Origin of the sequence: Pseudomonas sp. SWRI179, from assembly GCF_014268705.1 — a bacterium.
GTDB lineage: Bacteria > Pseudomonadota > Gammaproteobacteria > Pseudomonadales > Pseudomonadaceae > Aquipseudomonas > Aquipseudomonas zanjanensis.
Genome location: NZ_JABWRA010000022.1, coordinates 75,159 through 94,543 on the forward strand (window position 1 = coordinate 75,159; position 19,385 = coordinate 94,543).

The following is a 19,385-nucleotide window of genomic DNA, read 5'->3' on the forward strand; positions in this document are numbered from 1 at the left end:
TTTTTCGACCGCTTTGCAGTACCCTTGGCCGCACCAGTTTCCCCGGCAGAGGGAAACCTTAAAACCTGTGTTCACTTGCCCTGCGTGTAAACCATCGATCAGACGTCCCGAGGGACGCATCCATGAGGTTTACCATGCGCACCACTTCGACACTCATCTGCCAGGCCGCCGACCAGCTCAAGGGTTTTGTCGGCCTGAACCGCAAGACCGGCCACTACATCGTGCGATTCAGCGAAGACGCCTTCGGCATGGACGTGGCTGATGACGGCATCATCCCCACCAGCGAATTTGTCTGGGCCCCCGCGGCGGATGGCACCATGACCCTCAGTCGCGAGCGAATCCAACTGTTGCTGGATCAGAACATCGACGACCGGATCAACCTGACCGAACCTTTGCGGGTGTACATGGCCCGCGACGACCTGGCGGAAATCATGGCGGTGCGGCAGTTGGTGGAGGGCTGAGCCCCCGATCCTGAAGTGAACGGAAACCCTGTGGGGTTCACAAGAATTTTTGGAACGGCATGGTCCTGTGGCGAGGGAGCTTGCTCCCGCTGGGGCGCGCAGCGGCCCCAAAAAAAGCGATGAGCGCTGCGCACTCAAGCGGGAGCAAGCTCCCTCGCCACAAAAGCTTCCAGCTATCACGCCATAGATTGATCAACGGTGAACACTGTGGGAGCGAGCCTGCTCGCGATGGTGATAGGTCAGTCACAGTGATGTTGGCTGATCTACAGCTTTCGAGAGAAAGCCCGCTCCCACAGGTTTTGTATCCTGGCATCAGGTTGGGCGTTGGAAGGCATAGTCCCGTTCAACCTTGCACACCCTCGTCTGGCATTGGGCATACCAGGTAGATCGGCCTCGCTCACGAATCGCGCTGTGTTCGGGATGTTGCTTCCAGGCCAGGATTGCCGCTTCATCGCGCCAATAGGACACGGTAATCCCCAGACCATCGTCGCCACGGGCCGATTCAACGCCTAAAAATCCAGGTTGTTCCCGAGCAAGGGCCAGCATCCGCTCGGCGGCTTCGGCGTAGCCTTGGTCCCCCTCGGTACGCAGGGAGGTAAAAATCACTGCGTAATAATGGGCGCTCATGACATTTGCCTCGCGCAGGCTTCGACAAACGCGCTGACCAGCGGTGGCACGCGGCCTTCCAGTGCGGCACGTTCAGGCTGGAACAGCGTGGCGACAAAAAACGGATGGTCTTGCAGTTCCACCGCTCGCAAGTCACCGGCCGAATCCCGGGCAACGGCGTGCAGGCGCTGGCTCAGCAAGTCTCTTTCAAAGTCTGGATTGACCCCGAAGCGGCAATGATAGCCCTCGAACGCGGTCTGTCGGCCGTAGGCCTTGGCAATCAACGAGCCCGCATCGAACTGGAGGCTGTCGATGGTTTCGACCAAGGCACAGCTCAGCGGTGTCAGCAGCGCCCGTTCAGCCTCTGGAGAGGTTTCACCATGGACGGCATCGACCCAACCCATTACGTGACGGGCATATTCCAGCACGGCGTGCTGAAAACCACCGCAAGTGCCCAGGAAAGGGCGACGCTGTTCGCGGGCAAAACGAATGGCCAGCACGGCACCGGCTTCGTTTTGGTAGGGGCTGCCGGGCACGCACCAGACACCGTCGAAATCTTCCAGCACGGCGGTGTCGGCGATGAGCGACGTTGCCAGCCATTGGAAGCGAATGGCCTGGCCGGTTTGTGTGCCCGCCAGCTCAAGTGCGAGGGGGATTGCCCGGTGAGCGGTGATTTGAGGGTCGTGGTCGCCGATCAGGGCGATGTGTAAAGGACGTTGATTTTCCATGGGAGGCTCGCCGCTTGTTGATTCCTGGTGGCCACTATAGATTGGCGTTCACGCAATCAATATTGGCGTTTACCCAAGTGATCAATGCAGCGACGCACTATCGTCTGGACTACCCCGACCTGTCCCTGATCCTCGCGCTGGTCCGTGGCGGCTCGCTGGCCCGGGCCGCTCGGCTGCTGCAGGTGGACGTGTCGACGGTGTTTCGTTCGGTACGTCGATTGGAAGCGGCCCTGGGTCAGCCCTTGTTCGAGAAAAGCCGTTCCGGGTATTTGCCCACGAGCCTGGCCCAGGCGTTGGCTGAACAAGCCGAGCGCGCCGAGCAGGCGTTGGAAGCGGCGCGGCTGGGAGTGGAGCAGGGCGGCGAGATCATCAGCGGGACGGTACGCCTGACATGCAGTGATTCAGTCCTGCAAGCGTTGCTGCTGCCGGCTTTAGCGCGTTTCATGCCTGCTTATCCGGCGTTGAGCCTTGAGTTGAGCACTTCGAACGACTTCGCCAACCTGAATCGCCGCGACGCCGACATTGCGTTGCGACTGACCCGTACGCCACCGGAACACCTGGTCGGTCGCAACCTGGGCAAGGTGACCTACCGGGTATGCGCCAGCGCCACGTATCTGCGCTTGGTAGAGGCGGGTGACCTGGCTTCCATGACCTGGGTCGCGCCAGACGATTTCCTTCCGGATCACCCCACCGTGGCCTGGCGCCGCCAGCATCTACCCGGCGTGATGCCTGCCTATCGCTGCAACAGCATGCTCTCGGTCACCGAACTGGTGCGGGCTGGTTTAGGCGTTGCGGCGCTGCCGGACTTTCTGATCGACGAACGCCAGGGCCTGATGCCCCTTGGCGAATCGCTGGAGGGATACGACACGGCGCTGTGGCTCCTGACCCGCCCGGACTGTCGGGCCTTGCGCTCGGTGGTGACCTTGTTCGATGAGCTGGGGCGCAACCTGCGCTGGGGTTGAGATTCAGGCCTGGTAACGACTCAGGAACAGGTCGAGGGCCGATTCGATGACTTGGGTTTGCTCCTCCTGGGTCAGGCTCGGTTGCCCCATCGAAACCTGCGGCCAAAAAGCGAATGTCTTGAGCAGCCCATGCATTTGTTGGGCGGCAAAGGCCGGCTCCACGGGTTTCAATCGGCCATCGGCCTGGGCCTGGCGAATCCAGGCGGTCAGGCCTTCCTCACGCTGGCCCATGCGCGAGACCATGTCCTGGGCGCGCTCCGGGGAGTGAATGGTTGCGGCGATGGCGATGCGCGCCAGGTCGAGGAAATTTTCGTCCGCCAGCAGATGCAGTTTGGCTTGCAGCAACGTTTGCAGTTGCTCCCGTAGCGGTGTCTGCGGGCTGTAGGGCATGTCCTGTTCTGCGGTGATGCTGTTCCATAACCGATTCAGGATTTCCGCAAACAACGCTTCCTTGCTCGGGAAATGGTTATACACCGTGCGCTTCGATACGCCGGCGGTCGCCGCGATCCTGTCCATGCTGGTGATCTCGAAACCGCTGCTACGGAATTCAGCAATCGCGGCCTGGAGGATGGCTTCGCGTTTTCGCTCGGTAAGGCGCTGCGGTACGGTCATGGGCATTCGTCGGTTGAGAGGAGAGAACTTACACTCGGCAGTTTACTTGCTCCCGGGATTCATGCAATCTGGAAACTACACCGAGTGGTGTAGGTTTTCGTCTGACGGCTATGCGTGCATGCAACGGCCATCCAGCGTCCCACAACGACGAAGCGCAATGGCGACGACGTCCTTGGAGTTATCGCACCATGACCATCTCCTCTCATTCGACCGAAAGCCCGTCTGCCCACGATTCATCCCGGCAAGAGCAGGGCAAGTATCGCAATCATGCCTACACACCGCGAGAAGGTTTTGGCACCACCCTGCGCATCATCTGGAACATGATCTTTCACAAGCCGCATTCCACTCGCCCTGCAGGTGCCATCGACGTTCAACCGCTGACGCGCGCCGCGCTGCTGGCCGCGCCGAACCACAGTGTCTTCCGTCTTGGCCATTCCACCGTGCTGCTCAAGCTGCGGGATAAATTCTGGCTGACAGACCCGGTGTTCTCCGAGCGTGCCTCACCCGTGCAATGGGCCGGACCGAAGCGTTTCCATCAGCCGCCCATCAGCCTGGACGAGTTGCCGCCCATCGAAGCGGTGATCCTTTCCCACGATCATTACGACCACCTCGATCATCAGGCCATTCTCAAGCTAGCGACCAAGACCCGCCACTTCCTGGCGCCCTTGGGTGTGGGCGACACCCTGATCAAATGGGGCGTCGACGCCAGCAAGGTACGTCAGCTGGACTGGTGGCAAGGCACCGAGGTGGACGGCATCGAGTTCATCGCCACGCCCTCCCAGCATTTTTCCGGACGCGGCCTGTTCGACAGCAACAGCACTTTGTGGGCGTCGTGGGTGATGATCGACGGCGGCACGCGAATTTTCTTCAGCGGCGACACCGGTTACTTCGAGGGTTTCAAACGCATCGGCGAACAATACGGCCCCTTCGACCTGACGCTGATGGAAACCGGCGCCTATAACGTTGACTGGCCCCATGTCCACATGCAGCCGGAGCAGACCTTGCAGGCCCATATCGACCTCAAGGGCCGTTGGCTACTGCCAATCCACAACGGCACGTTCGACCTGGCGATGCATGCCTGGTATGAACCCTTCGACCGCATCCTGGCCTTGGCCTGGGAACGCAACGTTTGCATCACCACACCGCAAATGGGCGAAGCCTTCACCCTGACGCAGCCGCAACGTGGCCGCTCCTGGTGGCTGGATGTGGACCCCTCGACCTATCAGGACCAGGCCGGTATCGCCTAGAACCTGCGCTGCGGGAATCATTCGATCATCGCGTAATCGGAACGCCCCATCGGGTCCGGGGTCGCGCCCTTGATGTTCATGCCGCGCCCCGGTGCGAAGCCGGGGAAGAACACCAGGCCCTCGGCCTCCAGGCGAAACGCCAGGGCCAGGCGAGTCACATCGAGCAACTCGCCACCGACCTCGAAGCGGCGGATGGCCTGGACCGAGACGCCGGATTGCCGGGACAGCTCCTCGACACTCCAGCCCAACATGGCTCGCGCCTGTGCACAGTGGGCGGGGGTGAACTGATAGACAGCGATGCGTTCCAGGGTGGTTTTGATTGCGAGAGAGGCCATGGGGGTGCTCCAAAGCTGTGGGATTAAAAAATACTGTGTTTTTGTACAGTTGTTTTGAATCCCGATCAATCTCATTTTTTTGATCAATGACCGGCGGTCTTCGCCAACCAGGCGCTCGGCGCGTGACCCAATACGCGACGGAACATGGTGGAGAACGCAGCGGGACTGTCGTAGCCCAGGTCCAAGGCTATGCGTGTAACCGAATCCCCTTCAGCCAGGCGGGCCAACGCCGACATCACACACGCCTGCTGCCGCCACTGGCTGAAACTCAGCGTGGTCTGCCGGCTGAACAGGCGATTGAACGAGCGCAGGCTGATGTGCAATTGCGCCGCCCATTCCACGGGCGAGGCATGGGCGTCGGGGTGTTCCAGGAACGCCTGGCACAGGCTGAGCAGACGAGGATCCTTGGGCAGCGGAAGGTGCAGGGGCAGGTGGGTGCTGCGCAGCAACTCGTGTAGTAGCAGATGAATCAACGCCCCGTCCCGACCCGCCTCGTCGTAGTCCGGCGCAAGCTCGACGGCCTCCATCAGCAACTGGCGCATCAGGGGCGACACACTGATGACCTGGCACTGCGTCCCCATGGCCATTACCGCGTCCGGTTCGATGTACAGGCTGCGCGTACTCACGCCCAGCATTAGCACCTCATGGTCGACCCCCGGCGCAATCCACACCGCCCGTTGCGGCGGCACCACCCAATTGCCGTCCGCCGTGCTGACCTGCATGACCCCGGTGGCACCGTAGAGCAACTGCGCGCGGCGATGGCGATGCAGCGGCAATACGTGTCCGTGAGCGTAATCGGTGCCGATGGCAACGACGGCCCTGGGTGTCGCATCCAATAAATCGATCGAACTGTTGCGCATCGATGGGCCGCTCACGATTGGCGTAAATGCGAACATTATTGGCCTGTTTGCTGCTGCAGGCCAAGCTTCGGCTCCCTATGGTAGGCGCCTCCCATTCCACGGATGCGCCTCGATGTTCTATGTATTGCTTGCCTGTTTCGGCTGCCTGAGTGGCATCACCGCCGTGCTGTTCGGCTTCGGCGGCGGCTTCGTCGTAGTCCCCTTGCTGTACCGCATGCTCACCGCCAGCCACGGTGCCGACGACCCTGTCGGCCAATCGGCGATGCACATTGCCGTGGCCACCTCGACCTGTGTGATGATCGTCAACGCACTGATCGCCACGGTGAAGCATCACCGCGCCGGCAACCTCATTCGCCATTTTGTATGGCCGTTCGGCGGCTTCATCGGCCTGGGTGCGGTCGTCGGAGCTGTTGGCGCCATGTGGGCGAGCAGCGAAGTCATTCGCTATGGGTTCATCGTTTATTTGGGCGTGACCATTCTGGACTGCTTGTTCAGACGCGGTTTTCTGACACAGTCTGACGCTGTGATCCCACGGCGATTGGGCAGGGCAGAGGTCTCAGCGGGCGGGATCAGCATCGGTGCCATCGCTACTTTCCTGGGCGTGGGCGGCAGCGTCATGACTGTGCCGCTGTTGCGCCGTTGCGGGCTGAACATGTCACGCGCGACGTCCATGGCTAACCCGTTGAGTTTGCCGGTTGCGGTGGCCGGGACGCTGACTTACATGGCCATGGCCGGGTTTACCGAGTTTGATTTGGGGCCGTGGTTTGTGGGTTACATCGACTTGATGGCCTTCGCTGTGCTCACACTTGGCGCGCTACTGGGTATTCGTCTGGCAACGCCATGGATCGGACGGATACCGGATAAGGTCCATGCGCGGGTGTATGTGGGATTGTTGATGTTGGTGCTGATCGGGATGTGCCTGAGGTAGGGGTCGTTATTGACCCGCCAACCCCGGCGCCTCACGGATGATGAAGTGATCCAGGTTCTCGATATTGGCACTGAACACCCCGAACGTTTCTTCGGGGTTCTTCTTGCTCGGCACCTGTTTCAACTCCGGCGTGACGCCATAAAAGAAGCAATACAACGGCGCGTCACTGTCGATGGCATGCTTGATCTCTGCCAGGAACGCCTTGCGCTTGCGGTAGTTATCGATCAGCTTCTTGCTCAGGTAAACGTTGACCGAGTAAGGCTTCTTCTTCGCCTCGTCCGGCTGCTTGAACCAGACCTTTGCTTCGAAGTCGATGCGAAAACTCAGGGTGTAATCCTTGATCTCCTTGATCTTGCCCCAGTAAATCAAGCCCTTGTTGTCCTGCAAATACTCGATTTTCTTGAAGAACGAGCCATAGGGCGCCGTGTGCTCGCCAATCTTCAGCGGCTTGCGCTTGAGCAGGTCCTTGTTATCGATATTCGAAACGAAACACTCCACCGGATGGGCGAAGACACTGGTCTTGTCCGGTGTTGAATCCTGCGCGGAATGAACGCTATCACCGTGGGAAGATACGGAGGGAGGCGTAGGCCGAGTCGCGTCAACGTCCTTCGATGGGTCGGACGGCTTACGCAGGTACTGACGCCGAGTCAGCAACAGCTCCGACGGAAAATGTTCCTCGCGGTCGTCATCCGTTTCCGCCTCGCCACTCTCTACACCCAACCCCGGTGTTTTCGGACTGACATAAGGGCAGCCCTCGATATGCTGGGTCGTCGGCTGATTCTTGAAATGTGGCGTACGGATGTAATTGACGTTTTTGGCATTGAACGTCGTCAGCCGATTTCCCTCATCGAACGCCGCCCGACAGGCATCGTTGGGGCACTGAAAGCGCTCCTTGGCCGAGTCGAAGGCCATGGTCTCGTCGAAATTCAGATCCCGAACGTCATAGATCGAAAGCTTGGCATCGAGGCTGAGGCAGTAGGCAGTGTCGAATTTCATCGGGGCTCGGGTCCGTGAGAGGAAGTGTATTAATACCGAAGGACGCGGCGGGCTGCACCCAAAGTTTCAACCCACCACAAACCCTGTGGGAGCGAGCCTGCTCGCGATTCCCAAACCCAACCCAACCATCAAGCCTGCCACCCGTGGCGAGGGAGCTTGCTCCCGCTGGGCTGCGAAGCGGCCCCCGATCCGCAGTTTCTTACTCAGGGAAATCGATATCATAGTGCTGGTTTTTGCTCAACAACGTGGCCTCTAATTATTTCGAACAGAAATAGGAGAGATCGATTTTTCCTTTTTTGGGTATGTCATCAACATGGATTGGGATGATCTGAAAGTTTTTATCTTCGTGGCTAAATCGAACAACGTGACCGAAGCCGGAATCTCGCTCAAGGTTTCGGCCTCGACGGTGTCGCGCAAGATCGCAGCGCTTGAGGAGTCGCTCGGTACGGTATTGTTTTCGAAGAAAACCAACGGCTACTTCCTGACTGAGGCGGGAAGGGCGTTGCTGCCATTGGCACTGGAAACGGAGGAGCGTTTCAAACTGATCGAGCGGCAGATGTCGCAACCGGGTGATCGGATGGCGGGACAGGTGCGCATTGATTGTCCGGAGCTCATGGGCACGCACTTGATCATTCCGCAACTTGCGGTATTTCACGATCAGCACCCCGAGATCAGCTTCGACTTCATTAACTCGGCGGTGTCGTTGAAACTCACACAAAGCCACAGCGACATCATTATCCGCTTGCGCAGGCCGGAGAACGGTAACTTCACCATGCGCCGGGTCGGGACACTGATGCAGGGGCTTTTCTGCTCCCAGGCGTATGCCGATGCCAACGGCCTGCCGGTCGAACCCGCCGACCTCAAGCACCACAGTCTGATCGGCTGGACCGAAGAAATGTCGTACATGCCGCTCGCCCAATGGTTGAGCGAAATGGCTGGAAACCATAGGCTGTGGATGCGTGTTTCAAACCTGAATGCGCAGCTCAAGGCGGTCGAGGCCAATCTGGGGATTGCCGCGTTACCCGTCTATGTCGGACATCAGTCCGGTCTGTGCCAGGTGTTGGCCGATCGCCCTGCGCGCAGCTCGGAAATCTGGTTGTTGCGCAATCAGGCGACCCAGGGTGTGAGCCGCGTTGATCGAGTGGTGGAGTATCTGACGGAGCTGTTTCACCGCGATATTGCATGAACAATGGGTCTGGCCATAGAAACCTCCTTAAAGCGGACCGATGCGCAGGAAAATCCATACGGCAACCGCTATCAACATCAGGCCGAACGCCGCGTTCTGAAACATCAGCCATTTGGGGCGGGATTGGATCAGTTTCTGCACGGTTGACCCCATCGACACCCAGATGACGTGCGAGAAGAAGTTCAGCGAAATCAGCGCCGCACTGAGGATCAACACGACCGTGCTGCTGGTCTCGCCGGAAGGCATGAACGTGGAAAACATCACCAGCAACATCACGATCCCTTGCACGTTGCCCAGTTGAACAACAATGCCGTCCCGAAATTGCAGGTGCATGGCCTTGTCGGTGGGCGTCTTCAGTGGCCGACGCAGCATGCGCACACCGAGCCACAAGATGTAGAAGCTGCCCACCACTTGCAGCGCCCATACCAGCGTCGGATTGTTCGTCAGCGTGTGATAAAGGCCTAAGCCAACCAGCACGGCGATCAGGAAGTAAGTCATGTCGAGCCCAACGATAAACCGCACCGAACGACGCACACCGCTTTGCGCACCCGACGTCGCCACCATCAAGTTGCCAGGGCCCGCACTCAGGGTCAGCGGCACCATGGTCGATAGCCAAAGCAACCAGTTGATGCTGAAAATTTCTTGCATGTTGTCTTCCTTAATCACAACGCGGACTGAACTCCGGCAAGTCTAATTCGCGGTTGCTTCTAAGGTTATGGCGAGGAGCGCAAGGCGGTTTTCCATAAATGGGGGAAGGGTCGTTCGGAGGAGGGGCGGTCCCCGTTACCTGACGTTTCGGGAGAAGCCAGGGTGAGGGCCAATCGAGGCGATACGGCGTCAATGCGGAAAGATTCTGAGTTTTTCGTAGGGCAAAGGTTGAGTGCCCGTCCTGAAGTTAAACGCCGTTTGGGTCCTGCAGAAATGCGAAAACCCCGTTTTCACGGGGTTTCTGTTACGCGTGCAGCCCAGGATTTTTCTGTCGAATCAATCCCAGCTCAAAGCCCCACCCGTCTGATACTCAATCACCCGAGTCTCAAAGAAGTTCTTCTCTTTCTTCAAGTCCATGATCTCGCTCATCCAAGGGAACGGGTTAGTCGTACCTGGATACTCTTCTTTCAACCCAATCTGCGACAAACGACGGTTAGCGATGAACTTGAGGTAGTCCTCCATCATCGCCGCGTTCATCCCCAATACACCGCGAGGCATGGTGTCGCGGGCGTATTCGATTTCCAGTTGGGTCCCTTGCAGGATCATCTGGGTCGCTTCTTCCTTCATCTCGGCGTCCCACAGGTGTGGGTTTTCGATTTTGATCTGGTTGATCACGTCGATGCCGAAGTTCAGGTGCATGGATTCGTCGCGCAGGATGTACTGGAACTGCTCGGCGACGCCGGTCATTTTGTTGCGGCGACCCATGGAGAGGATCTGGGTGAAGCCGCAGTAGAAGAAGATGCCTTCCAGGACGCAGTAGTAGGCGATCAGGTTGCGCAGCAGCTCTTTGTCGGTGTCCGGGGTGCCGGTTTCGAACTTCGGATCGGAGATCGAACGGGTGTATTTCAGGCCCCAGGCGGCTTTTTTCGCGACCGATGGGATCTCGTGGTACATGTTGAAGATCTCGCCTTCATCCATGGCCAGCGATTCGATGCAGTACTGGTAGGCGTGGGTGTGGATCGCCTCTTCGAAGGCCTGGCGCAGGATGTACTGGCGGCATTCCGGGTTGGTGATCAGGCGGTACACGGCCAGGACCAGGTTGTTGGCAACCAGGGAGTCGGCGGTGGAGAAGAAGCCCAGGTTGCGCATCACGATGCGGCGTTCGTCGTCGGTCAGGCCTTCCGGGTTTTTCCAGAGGGCGATGTCGGCGGTCATGTTGACTTCTTGCGGCATCCAGTGGTTTGCGCAGCCGTCCAGGTACTTCTGCCAGGCCCAGTCGTATTTGAATGGCACGAGCTGGTTGAGGTCGGCGCGGCAGTTGATCATGCGCTTTTCATCGACGGCGACACGGGCGGAGGCGCCTTCGAGTTCGGCGAGGCCTTCGGCGACGTCGAGTTTGTCGAGGGCGGCCTTGGCGCGAATGATCGCGGCCGAGTCGCTGGCCGTCACGGCCCGGGCTTCGAGGGCGGCGGCACCGCCGGCGCTGTCGAGGCGGTCCATGTTGGCTTCAGAAGCGTGGCCGGCGTTGGCGCCTTTTACAGCGACTTCGCCACTGTCTTCTTTGTCGAATTCGTCCCAGCTCAGCATGACGTGTCGTCTCCTGCGTGAGGGCCAGATGCCCGATGAAGGCCTACTGGCCGCGGTGGATCTTGAAAAATCGTTTGTTGCAGCAGCTGACGCAGGCAATAAACAGAAAAATGTACGGGTCGTTCCGGAGCGGCGGTGAACGCGAGGAGGCGATTGGCCTCTGCGTGGGCTCCAGGCTGGCGTGATCCCCTGTAAGGGAATATTGCAGGCCCGTTTAAGGCGGCATTATAAGGACTTTTTTGCCTACGTGCTGCGGCGAAATGGCTCACGGAAGGGGTGGCGGGTGGGATATCCGCGTGGGAGCGAGGGTTTACAAGGCTTTGGCCGCTCAAGATTTTTTTTGCATGGCGCGGATCGTGGTTTTTTTTGATCAAAAAACCAGCGTTTTTTGCGGTTTTGCACTACATGTTGTGTTTGTGGAGGGTTTTCGGCGGTTCTAGACACAACCTGGCCCGATCGAAATCGGGCCATGGAAATTGCCAGTTGTGATCAGCCGTTGGAGCAACCGTTGCCCATGATGCTGTAGCGCAGGATGTGGCGTTGGCCTTTGGAGTCGTCGTATTCCATCTTCGCCGGGACCACTTCGCAGACGTTCGGGATGTCGCTCATGGAGATGACTTTGGCGATGTCCAGGTGGGTGGAGTAGGTGTACTCCTCGATGGCCGGTTTTTGCTGTGCTGCGTCGGTCGGAGCCTCATCCGCCATCGCGGTGGCGCATAGGCTGCCGAGGACCAGGACCCATAAAGCTTTCATTTGTATTTCACCTTTTTTGAGGTCGAGTGGGGTCACGCAACCTTTTTGGGGTTGCGTGTGGAGCAAGTGTTGGACGTTGGATTAACGGCCTTCGTGGGGGCTGTGTTGCGCTAATCGTGTTTGCCGGTTGGCGAGGTGGATTTTAGAAGGTGAGGGTGGGGGTAAACAGACTCGGTTTTGATAAACACTGTTGGTTGATCTGGTAATAATCGCTAGAGGTGGTGGGGTGTCTGTGGCATCTGTGTTGGATTTACCACCGTCTTCGCGAGCAAGCCCGCTCCCACAGAGGGTCAGTGTTGGACACAAAATAGGTGTTCACTGAAATTCAACTGTGGGAGCGGGCTTGCTCGCGAAGGCGGCGTTACATCAAAGATTGATATTGGCTGACCCACCGTCATCGCGAGCAAGCTCGGCTCCCACTAGTACCGACATTTTGTAGGGACTTGTTACTACCATCGTCGAATGGTTCTATAGGCCCGCCCCGGGCTACAACGGGATCATACAAAAACAACTATTCACCGAGGTAAGAAAGATGAGTGCGGCTTCTGTGTATCCCGTTCGTCCCGAGGTAGCGGCCAATACGCTGACTGACGAGGCGACCTACAAGGCCATGTACCAGCAGTCGGTCGTCAACCCCGATGGCTTCTGGCGCGAGCAGGCCAAGCGCCTCGATTGGATCAAGCCTTTCACCACGGTGAAGCAGACTTCTTTCGACGATCACCATGTCGACATCAAGTGGTTTGCCGACGGCACCTTGAACGTTTCCTACAACTGCCTCGACCGTCACCTGGCCGAGCGCGGCGATCAAATTGCGATTATCTGGGAGGGCGATGACCCGTCCGAGAGCCGCAACATCACCTATCGCGAGCTGCACGAAGAAGTCTGCAAGTTCGCCAACGCCCTGCGCGGCCAGGACGTGCACCGCGGCGACGTGGTGACCATCTACATGCCGATGATCCCTGAAGCCGTGGTCGCGATGCTGGCCTGTACCCGGATCGGTGCGATTCACTCGGTGGTGTTCGGCGGGTTCTCCCCTGAAGCCCTGGCGGGTCGGATCATCGACTGCAAATCCAAAGTGGTGATCACTGCCGACGAAGGCATTCGCGCCGGCAAGAAGATTCCGCTCAAGGCCAACGTCGATGATGCGCTGACCAACCCGGAAACCAGCAGCATCCAGAAAGTCATCGTGTGCAAGCGCACGGCGGGCAACATCAAGTGGAACCAGCACCGTGACATCTGGTACGAAGACCTGATGAAGGTAGCCGGTACCGTTTGCGCGCCGAAGGAAATGGGCGCCGAGGAAGCGCTGTTCATCCTCTACACCTCCGGCTCCACCGGCAAACCGAAGGGCGTGCAGCACACCACGGCTGGCTACTTGCTGTACGCGGCGCTGACCCATGAGCGCGTGTTCGACTACAAACCAGGCGAGGTCTACTGGTGCACCGCCGACGTGGGTTGGGTGACCGGCCACAGCTATATCGTCTACGGCCCGCTGGCCAATGGCGCGACGACGCTGCTGTTCGAAGGCGTGCCGAACTACCCGGATATCACCCGCGTGGCCAAGGTCGTCGACAAGCATAAGGTCAGCATCCTCTACACCGCGCCGACCGCGATCCGCGCGATGATGGCCTCGGGCACCGCCGCGGTCGAAGGCGCCGATGGCAGCAGCCTGCGCCTGTTGGGGTCGGTGGGCGAGCCGATCAACCCGGAAGCCTGGGACTGGTACTACAAGAATGTCGGCAAGGAGCGTTGCCCTATCGTCGACACCTGGTGGCAGACCGAAACCGGTGGCGTGCTGATCAGCCCGCTGCCAGGCGCCACGGCGTTGAAGCCAGGTTCGGCCACGCGTCCGTTCTTCGGCGTAGTGCCGGCACTGGTGGACAACCTCGGCAACCTGGTCGAGGGCGCCGCTGAAGGCAACCTGGTGATCCTCGATTCGTGGCCAGGCCAGGCGCGTACGCTGTACGGTGACCATGACCGTTTTGTCGACACCTACTTCAAGACCTTCAGTGGCATGTACTTCACCGGTGACGGCGCCCGTCGCGACGAGGACGGCTACTACTGGATCACCGGCCGGGTGGATGACGTGCTCAACGTGTCCGGCCACCGCATGGGCACGGCCGAGATCGAAAGCGCCATGGTCGCCCACCCGAAAGTCGCCGAAGCGGCTGTGGTGGGTGTGCCGCACGACATCAAGGGCCAGGGCATTTATGTCTACGTCACCCTCAATGCCGGCGAAGAAACCAGCGAGGCCCTGCGCCTGGAACTGAAGAACTGGGTGCGCAAGGAGATCGGTCCGATTGCTTCGCCAGACGTGATCCAGTGGGCACCGGGGCTGCCGAAGACCCGCTCCGGCAAGATCATGCGCCGCATCCTGCGCAAGATCGCCACGGCGGAATACGACGGGTTGGGTGATATCTCCACCCTGGCCGACCCGGGTGTGGTGGCGCACCTTATCGAGACGCACAAGACCATGAACGTGGCCTGACGGTAGCGTGTAGCACCTAAGAGCCCCGCCCGGCGTTTGCCGGGCGGGGCTTTTTTATGGGCGCTGGTGCGCGCTATGTGAGCCGGGAGTGGAAGTGCCTTTGTGGCGAGGGAGCTTGCTCCCGCTCGGCTGCGCAGCAGTCGTAAACCGGTCAATGCGGTATGCCTGAACAAACGCGGTGCCTGGCTTTTGGGGCTGCTGCGCAGCCCAGCGGGAGCAAGCTCCCTCGCCACGGGTCTGGTGGGTGAATAAATATCGGCGTTTAAAGTAGGAGGTGTCTGAACGTTACCGACGTTTCGAAATGTGTAACCAAAGGCGCCATAACGGGGCGATGTGAAACGCGAAGCCCCGTCATAGGGCGGTTCCAGGCATACCTGAAAATAAGCCGACACGCTGTGCTTGCCGGATTAGAAGGGTTTGCGAATAATGGGCCCGCTATTTGCAGCATAGATCGGTTTCCCTTCTTTTGCTCTTGCATGAATTTGCGAGGCTGTCAATGTGCTCGAACAGCTTTCTCGGTGCTTCTGTAATTTGTTGTCGCATTGAAGAAATATCGGCTTCGGGCCTGTCGTTAGAATGCCGATCACTCGCTCGTCGTGGCTCGCGTTGGATAAATCGTGAGCTTCCTAGGACGCAGCACCAAAGTTCGTTTCACCCATTCGCATATTGGGCTGTTGCTCACTCTGCCGTTTTTGCCCTTTACCGATGGAGTCCCAAGATGAAGAAACTTGTGCTGCTTGGCGCCCTGGCACTGTCCGTGCTGTCCCTGCCGACCTTCGCTGATGAGAAGCCCCTGAAGATTGGTATCGAAGCGGCTTACCCTCCGTTCGCCTCGAAAGCCCCGGATGGCAGCATCGTCGGTTTCGACTACGACATCGGCAATGCGCTGTGCGAAGAGATGAAGGTCAAGTGCGTGTGGGTCGAGCAAGAGTTCGACGGCCTGATCCCGGCGCTGAAGGTGCGCAAGATCGACGCGATCCTGTCGTCCATGTCGATCACTGAAGATCGCAAGAAGTCGGTTGATTTCACCAACAAGTACTACAACACCCCGGCCCGCCTGGTGATGAAGGCCGGCACCCAGGTCAGCGACGGCCTGGCCGAGCTCAAGGGCAAGAACATCGGCGTGCAGCGCGGTTCGATCCACGAGCGTTTCGCCCGTGAAGTCCTGGCCCCGCTGGGTGCCGAGATCAAGCCGTACGGTTCGCAGAACGAGATCTACCTGGACGTGTCCGCCGGCCGCCTCGACGGCACCGTGGCAGACGCTACGCTGTTGGAAGACGGTTTCCTCAAGACCGATGCCGGCAAGGGCTTCGCGTTCGTCGGCCCGGCCTTTACCGACGTCAAGTACTTCGGCGACGGCGTGGGTATCGCAGTTCGCAAGGGTGATGCGTTGAAAGACAAGATCAACGGCGCGATCGCGGCCATTCGCGAGAACGGCAAGTACAAGCAAATCCAGGACAAATACTTCGCTTTCGATATCTACGGCAAGTAACGACGTCCCGCCACTCGTGCGAAATGGCGCAAGCAACAGGATCTCTGCGGTTTGCGCCATTTTTTCATCCCACTTTCGAGGACCTGAATCATGTTGAAAGGCTACGGGGCTGTCATCCTCGATGGCGCATGGTTGACGCTTCAGCTCGCCTTGTCGTCCATGGCCCTGGCCATCGTCCTGGGGTTGATTGGTGTCGCGTTGCGCCTTTCGCCGGTGCGCTGGCTGGCGTGGCTGGGCGACCTGTATTCCACGGTCATCCGCGGCATTCCCGACCTGGTGCTGATCCTGCTGATTTTCTACGGCGGCCAGGACCTGCTCAACCGCGTCGCGCCGATGCTTGGCTATGACGACTACATCGACCTGAACCCGCTGGCGGCCGGTATCGGCACCTTGGGCTTCATCTTCGGTGCGTACCTGTCGGAAACCTTTCGCGGTGCCTTCATGGCGATCCCCAAGGGGCAGGCCGAGGCGGGCATGGCGTACGGCATGAACGGCTTCCAGGTGTTCTTCCGGGTGCTGGTGCCGCAGATGATTCGCCTGGCGATTCCGGGTTTCACCAACAACTGGTTGGTGTTGACCAAGGCCACCGCGCTGATTTCCGTGGTGGGCCTGCAAGACATGATGTTCAAGGCCAAGCAGGCGGCGGATGCCACTCGCGAGCCTTTCACCTTCTTCCTCGCAGTGGCGGCGATGTACCTGGTGATCACCAGTGTCTCGTTGCTGGCGTTGCGTCACCTTGAGAAGCGCTACTCGGTAGGCGTAAGGGCGGCTGATCTATGATCTTCGACTACAACGTCATCTACGAAGCTTTGCCGCTGTATTTCAGTGGCTTGCTGACCACGCTGAAGCTGTTGGCCCTGTCGCTGTTCTTCGGCCTGCTGGCGGCGCTGCCCCTGGGGTTGATGCGGGTGTCCAAGCAGCCGGTCGTCAACATGACGGCCTGGCTCTACACCTACGTGATCCGCGGCACGCCGATGCTGGTGCAGCTGTTCCTGATCTACTACGGGTTGGCGCAGTTCGCGGTCGTGCGCGAGAGCTTTCTCTGGCCATGGCTGTCCAGCGCAACGTTCTGTGCGTGCCTGGCGTTCGCCATCAACACCAGTGCCTACACCGCCGAAATCATCGCCGGCAGCCTGCGGGCCACGCCCAACGGTGAGATCGAAGCGGCCAGGGCCATGGGCATGTCGCGCTACAAGCTGTATTGCCGGATCCTGCTGCCGTCGGCCCTGCGTCGGGCGCTGCCGCAATACAGCAACGAAGTAATCATGATGTTGCAGACCACCAGCCTGGCCTCCATCGTGACCCTGATCGACATCACCGGTGCCGCGCGCACGGTGAACGCGCAGTATTACTTGCCGTTCGAGGCCTACATCACCGCCGGTGTGTTCTACCTGTGCCTGACCTTCATCCTGGTGCGCCTGTTCAAACTGGCCGAGCGCCGCTGGCTGGGTTACCTGGCCCCGCGCAAGCACTGATAACGCATCGATCCGATCGACTGCTCAACGACTGACGTTTTGTGAGAACCGACCGCATGTACAAGCTTGAAGTCCAAGACCTGCATAAACGCTATGGCAGTCACGAAGTGCTCAAGGGCGTGTCCCTGAAAGCCGCCGCTGGCGATGTGATCAGCATCATCGGCTCCAGTGGCTCCGGCAAGAGTACTTTCCTGCGTTGCATCAACCTGCTTGAGCAACCCCACGCCGGCAAGATCCTGCTCAACAACGAAGAGTTGAAGCTGGTGGCGGGCAAGGACGGCGCCATGAAGGCTTCGGACCCCAAGCAACTGCAGCGCATGCGTTCGCGGCTGTCGATGGTGTTCCAGCATTTCAACCTGTGGTCCCACATGACCGCGCTGGAAAACATCATGGAAGCGCCGGTGCATGTACTGGGCGTGGCCAAGGCCGAAGCACGGGAGAAGGCCGAGCACTATCTGAACAAGGTTGGCGTGGCTCATCGCAAGGATGCCTACCCGGGTCACATGTCCGGCGGCGAGCAGCAGCGCGTGGCGATTGCCCGTGCGCTGGCGATGGAGCCTGAGGTGATGCTGTTCGACGAGCCGACCTCGGCGCTGGACCCGGAACTGGTGGGCGACGTGCTCAAGGTGATGCAGGCCTTGGCCCTGGAAGGCCGGACCATGGTGGTGGTGACCCACGAAATGGGTTTTGCCCGTGAAGTGTCGAACCAACTGGTGTTCCTGCACAAAGGCATCGTCGAAGAAAGTGGCAACCCGCGCGAAGTGTTGGTGAATCCGCAATCCGAGCGCCTGCAACAATTTCTGTCGGGCAGCCTCAAGTAATCGCTCCCGTTACGCACCTGATTTGGGTCATGCTGCGCACCGCGCGCCAGATGGTCTAATTTGGTTGCAGCCGCTTTTGGCTTTAACACTGTTTTCGCTTCGGATCGCCCGCCATGACTGCCCATCGAATAGGTTTCCTGATTTGGCCCAGCACTAAAGCCTTGACGCTGGCGCTGGCCGAGGACGCCTTGCGTGTCGCCCAGCGGGTGCATCCGGATGTGGTCTACGAGTTGTCGTTCTTGCAGGCCGAGCCACCGGCCGACGGCGCCTGGCAATTGCCGGGCGAACCCTGGGCCGGCAAGCTCGAGGGTTTCCAGAAGCTGTTCCTGCTGGCCGATGAGCCGCCGACCACGCTGGCCTCGCCCCTGAGCAGCGCCCTCAAGCAACTGGTGCGTGCCGGTTGTGTGATCGGCGGTTTGTCGGCGGGTGTCTATCCCCTGGCGCAATTGGGGTTGCTCGACGGTTACCGTGCCGCCGTGCATTGGCGCTGGCAGGACGATTTCTCCGAGCGCTTCCCCAAGGTCATCGCCACCAGCCATCTGTTTGACTGGGACCGAGATCGCCTGAGCGCTTGCGGCGGCATGTCGGTGCTGGACCTGTTGCTGGCAGTGCTGGCTCGGGATCACGGCGCGGAACTGGCCGGCGCGGTGTCGGAAGAGCTGGTGGTCGAGCGCATTCGCGAGGGCGGCGAGCGCCAGCGCATCCCGTTGCAGAACCGCCTCGGCTCCAGCCATCCAAAGCTCACCCAAGCGGTGCTGCTGATGGAGGCCAACATCGAGGAGCCGCTGACCACCGACGAAATCGCCCAGCATGTGTGCGTATCCCGTCGGCAACTGGAGCGGATCTTCAAGCAATACCTCAACCGCGTGCCCAGCCAGTATTACCTGGAGCTGCGTCTGAACAAGGCCCGGCAGATGCTGATGCAGACCAGCAAGTCCATCATCCAGATCGGCTTGTCCTGCGGTTTCTCCTCGGGGCCCCACTTCTCCAGCGCCTACCGCAACTTCTTCGGCGCCACGCCGCGGGAAGACCGCAACCAGCGACGCAGCAGCAGCCCGTTCGAATTGTCCTCGGTGCCGTCCGAACGCGGCTGAGCGGCAAGACTGCGGATAGGGCGGTCAATACATAAAATTGTGGGAGCGAGCCTGCTCGCGATGGCGGAGTGTCAGCCACCTTCAGCATTGGCTGACACTGCGCCAT

Annotated in this window: 20 protein-coding genes; 11 read left to right on the forward strand and 9 right to left on the reverse strand. The window is 59.5% G+C overall.

The window, feature by feature from the left end:
* The first annotated feature begins 134 nt into the window (after positions 1-134).
* Positions 135-461, forward strand: coding sequence for a DUF2025 family protein (locus tag HU767_RS14800; RefSeq protein ID WP_186729827.1), 327 nt, complete (start codon positions 135-137; stop codon positions 459-461).
* Between the two features lie 312 nt (positions 462-773).
* Here the strand turns inward: HU767_RS14800 and HU767_RS14805 are convergent, their stop codons facing one another.
* Together HU767_RS14805 and HU767_RS14810 are read right to left on the reverse strand one after the other, a co-directional pair.
* Positions 774-1,088 carry an antibiotic biosynthesis monooxygenase gene (locus HU767_RS14805; protein WP_186729828.1) on the reverse strand — a complete coding sequence of 105 codons (315 nt, stop codon included), beginning with the start codon at positions 1,086-1,088 and terminating at the stop codon, positions 774-776.
* Positions 1,085-1,795, reverse strand: coding sequence for a CTP synthase (locus HU767_RS14810; protein WP_186710584.1), 711 nt, complete (start codon positions 1,793-1,795; stop codon positions 1,085-1,087). The genes HU767_RS14805 and HU767_RS14810 overlap by 4 nt, the downstream gene beginning before the upstream one ends.
* A gap of 14 nt (positions 1,796-1,809) precedes the next feature.
* On the opposite strand from HU767_RS14810, the gene HU767_RS14815 reads away from it, so the two are divergent.
* Entirely contained in the window at positions 1,810-2,757 is a 948-nt protein-coding gene (locus tag HU767_RS14815; RefSeq protein WP_186729829.1) for a LysR family transcriptional regulator, read from the forward strand.
* A 3-nt stretch (positions 2,758-2,760) separates the two neighbouring features.
* On the opposite strand, the gene HU767_RS14820 is transcribed toward HU767_RS14815, so the two are convergent.
* Positions 2,761-3,369 carry a TetR/AcrR family transcriptional regulator gene (locus HU767_RS14820; protein WP_186710581.1) on the reverse strand — a complete coding sequence of 203 codons (609 nt, stop codon included), beginning with the start codon at positions 3,367-3,369 and terminating at the stop codon, positions 2,761-2,763.
* A 188-nt stretch (positions 3,370-3,557) separates the two neighbouring features.
* Between HU767_RS14820 and HU767_RS14825 the strand changes: the two genes are divergently transcribed.
* Positions 3,558-4,616 (forward strand): MBL fold metallo-hydrolase, encoded by a 1,059-nt coding sequence (locus HU767_RS14825; protein WP_186729830.1) that lies wholly within the window; start codon positions 3,558-3,560, stop codon positions 4,614-4,616.
* A 17-nt stretch (positions 4,617-4,633) separates the two neighbouring features.
* Here the strand turns inward: HU767_RS14825 and HU767_RS14830 are convergent, their stop codons facing one another.
* Together HU767_RS14830 and HU767_RS14835 are read right to left on the reverse strand one after the other, a co-directional pair.
* Complete coding sequence (locus HU767_RS14830; protein ID WP_053124433.1) at positions 4,634-4,951, reverse strand: helix-turn-helix transcriptional regulator; 318 nt, start codon at positions 4,949-4,951, stop codon at positions 4,634-4,636.
* A gap of 83 nt (positions 4,952-5,034) precedes the next feature.
* Positions 5,035-5,811 carry a helix-turn-helix transcriptional regulator gene (locus HU767_RS14835; protein ID WP_186729831.1) on the reverse strand — a complete coding sequence of 259 codons (777 nt, stop codon included), beginning with the start codon at positions 5,809-5,811 and terminating at the stop codon, positions 5,035-5,037.
* A gap of 112 nt (positions 5,812-5,923) precedes the next feature.
* Here HU767_RS14835 and HU767_RS14840 point away from each other — a divergent pair, with 112 nt between their 5' ends.
* On the forward strand, positions 5,924-6,739 hold the full coding sequence (locus HU767_RS14840; protein WP_186729832.1) for a sulfite exporter TauE/SafE family protein: 816 nt from the start codon (positions 5,924-5,926) through the stop codon (positions 6,737-6,739).
* Positions 6,740-6,745: 6 nt separating this feature from the next.
* Here HU767_RS14840 and HU767_RS14845 read toward each other — a convergent pair whose 3' ends face one another.
* Complete coding sequence (locus tag HU767_RS14845) at positions 6,746-7,735, reverse strand: hypothetical protein (RefSeq protein ID WP_186729833.1); 990 nt, start codon at positions 7,733-7,735, stop codon at positions 6,746-6,748.
* Positions 7,736-8,048: 313 nt separating this feature from the next.
* On the opposite strand from HU767_RS14845, the gene HU767_RS14850 reads away from it, so the two are divergent.
* Entirely contained in the window at positions 8,049-8,921 is an 873-nt protein-coding gene (locus HU767_RS14850; RefSeq protein WP_053124426.1) for a LysR family transcriptional regulator, read from the forward strand.
* Between the two features lie 27 nt (positions 8,922-8,948).
* Here HU767_RS14850 and HU767_RS14855 read toward each other — a convergent pair whose 3' ends face one another.
* From HU767_RS14855 to HU767_RS14865, 3 genes are all read right to left on the reverse strand, one after another.
* The gene (locus tag HU767_RS14855; RefSeq protein WP_186729834.1) at positions 8,949-9,569 is read right to left on the reverse strand and encodes a LysE family translocator; all 621 of its coding nucleotides are present in this window, start codon (positions 9,567-9,569) and stop codon (positions 8,949-8,951) included.
* Positions 9,570-9,905: 336 nt separating this feature from the next.
* Positions 9,906-11,156, reverse strand: a complete 1,251-nt coding sequence (locus HU767_RS14860; protein ID WP_030142465.1) for a ribonucleotide-diphosphate reductase subunit beta — start codon at positions 11,154-11,156, stop codon at positions 9,906-9,908.
* 489 nt (positions 11,157-11,645) lie between these two features.
* A complete protein-coding gene (locus HU767_RS14865; protein WP_186729835.1) occupies positions 11,646-11,909 on the reverse strand; it encodes a DUF2790 domain-containing protein in 264 nt (87 codons plus the stop codon).
* A gap of 532 nt (positions 11,910-12,441) precedes the next feature.
* On the opposite strand from HU767_RS14865, the gene acs reads away from it, so the two are divergent.
* The 6 genes from acs (at position 12,442) to HU767_RS14895 (ending at position 19,279) form a co-directional block, all read left to right on the forward strand.
* A complete protein-coding gene (gene acs, locus HU767_RS14870; RefSeq protein ID WP_186710565.1) occupies positions 12,442-14,397 on the forward strand; it encodes an acetate--CoA ligase in 1,956 nt (651 codons plus the stop codon).
* A gap of 718 nt (positions 14,398-15,115) precedes the next feature.
* A complete protein-coding gene (locus tag HU767_RS14875) occupies positions 15,116-15,889 on the forward strand; it encodes an ABC transporter substrate-binding protein (protein WP_186729836.1) in 774 nt (257 codons plus the stop codon).
* Positions 15,890-15,979: 90 nt separating this feature from the next.
* Positions 15,980-16,669 carry an ABC transporter permease gene (locus HU767_RS14880; protein ID WP_003178836.1) on the forward strand — a complete coding sequence of 230 codons (690 nt, stop codon included), beginning with the start codon at positions 15,980-15,982 and terminating at the stop codon, positions 16,667-16,669.
* Positions 16,666-17,364 (forward strand): ABC transporter permease, encoded by a 699-nt coding sequence (locus HU767_RS14885; RefSeq protein ID WP_186729837.1) that lies wholly within the window; start codon positions 16,666-16,668, stop codon positions 17,362-17,364. The genes HU767_RS14880 and HU767_RS14885 overlap by 4 nt, the downstream gene beginning before the upstream one ends.
* 56 nt (positions 17,365-17,420) lie before the next feature.
* Positions 17,421-18,185: an ATP-binding cassette domain-containing protein gene (locus HU767_RS14890; RefSeq protein WP_186710561.1), complete on the forward strand. Its 765-nt coding sequence runs from the start codon at positions 17,421-17,423 to the stop codon at positions 18,183-18,185.
* Positions 18,186-18,298: 113 nt separating this feature from the next.
* Positions 18,299-19,279 carry a GlxA family transcriptional regulator gene (locus HU767_RS14895; protein WP_053186591.1) on the forward strand — a complete coding sequence of 327 codons (981 nt, stop codon included), beginning with the start codon at positions 18,299-18,301 and terminating at the stop codon, positions 19,277-19,279.
* The last annotated feature ends 106 nt before the right edge of the window (positions 19,280-19,385 follow it).

Bases quoted from the DNA above. Each gene is read 5' to 3' on its own strand.
- HU767_RS14890 (WP_186710561.1), top strand. From the start codon at position 17,421: ATGTACAAGCTTGAAGTCCAAGACCTGCATAAACGCTATGGCAGTCAC.
- HU767_RS14855 (WP_186729834.1), bottom strand. From the start codon at position 9,569: ATGCAAGAAATTTTCAGCATCAACTGGTTGCTTTGGCTATCGACCATG.
- HU767_RS14830 (WP_053124433.1), bottom strand. From the start codon at position 4,951: ATGGCCTCTCTCGCAATCAAAACCACCCTGGAACGCATCGCTGTCTAT.
- HU767_RS14840 (WP_186729832.1), top strand. From the start codon at position 5,924: ATGTTCTATGTATTGCTTGCCTGTTTCGGCTGCCTGAGTGGCATCACC.
- HU767_RS14845 (WP_186729833.1), bottom strand. From the start codon at position 7,735: ATGAAATTCGACACTGCCTACTGCCTCAGCCTCGATGCCAAGCTTTCG.
- HU767_RS14860 (WP_030142465.1), bottom strand. From the start codon at position 11,156: ATGCTGAGCTGGGACGAATTCGACAAAGAAGACAGTGGCGAAGTCGCT.
- HU767_RS14820 (WP_186710581.1), bottom strand. From the start codon at position 3,369: ATGACCGTACCGCAGCGCCTTACCGAGCGAAAACGCGAAGCCATCCTC.
- HU767_RS14825 (WP_186729830.1), top strand. From the start codon at position 3,558: ATGACCATCTCCTCTCATTCGACCGAAAGCCCGTCTGCCCACGATTCA.
- HU767_RS14885 (WP_186729837.1), top strand. From the start codon at position 16,666: ATGATCTTCGACTACAACGTCATCTACGAAGCTTTGCCGCTGTATTTC.
- acs (WP_186710565.1), top strand. From the start codon at position 12,442: ATGAGTGCGGCTTCTGTGTATCCCGTTCGTCCCGAGGTAGCGGCCAAT.
- HU767_RS14850 (WP_053124426.1), top strand. From the start codon at position 8,049: ATGGATTGGGATGATCTGAAAGTTTTTATCTTCGTGGCTAAATCGAAC.
- HU767_RS14895 (WP_053186591.1), top strand. From the start codon at position 18,299: ATGACTGCCCATCGAATAGGTTTCCTGATTTGGCCCAGCACTAAAGCC.
- HU767_RS14875 (WP_186729836.1), top strand. From the start codon at position 15,116: ATGAAGAAACTTGTGCTGCTTGGCGCCCTGGCACTGTCCGTGCTGTCC.
- HU767_RS14880 (WP_003178836.1), top strand. From the start codon at position 15,980: ATGTTGAAAGGCTACGGGGCTGTCATCCTCGATGGCGCATGGTTGACG.
- HU767_RS14800 (WP_186729827.1), top strand. From the start codon at position 135: ATGCGCACCACTTCGACACTCATCTGCCAGGCCGCCGACCAGCTCAAG.
- HU767_RS14865 (WP_186729835.1), bottom strand. From the start codon at position 11,909: ATGAAAGCTTTATGGGTCCTGGTCCTCGGCAGCCTATGCGCCACCGCG.
- HU767_RS14810 (WP_186710584.1), bottom strand. From the start codon at position 1,795: ATGGAAAATCAACGTCCTTTACACATCGCCCTGATCGGCGACCACGAC.
- HU767_RS14835 (WP_186729831.1), bottom strand. From the start codon at position 5,811: ATGCGCAACAGTTCGATCGATTTATTGGATGCGACACCCAGGGCCGTC.
- HU767_RS14805 (WP_186729828.1), bottom strand. From the start codon at position 1,088: ATGAGCGCCCATTATTACGCAGTGATTTTTACCTCCCTGCGTACCGAG.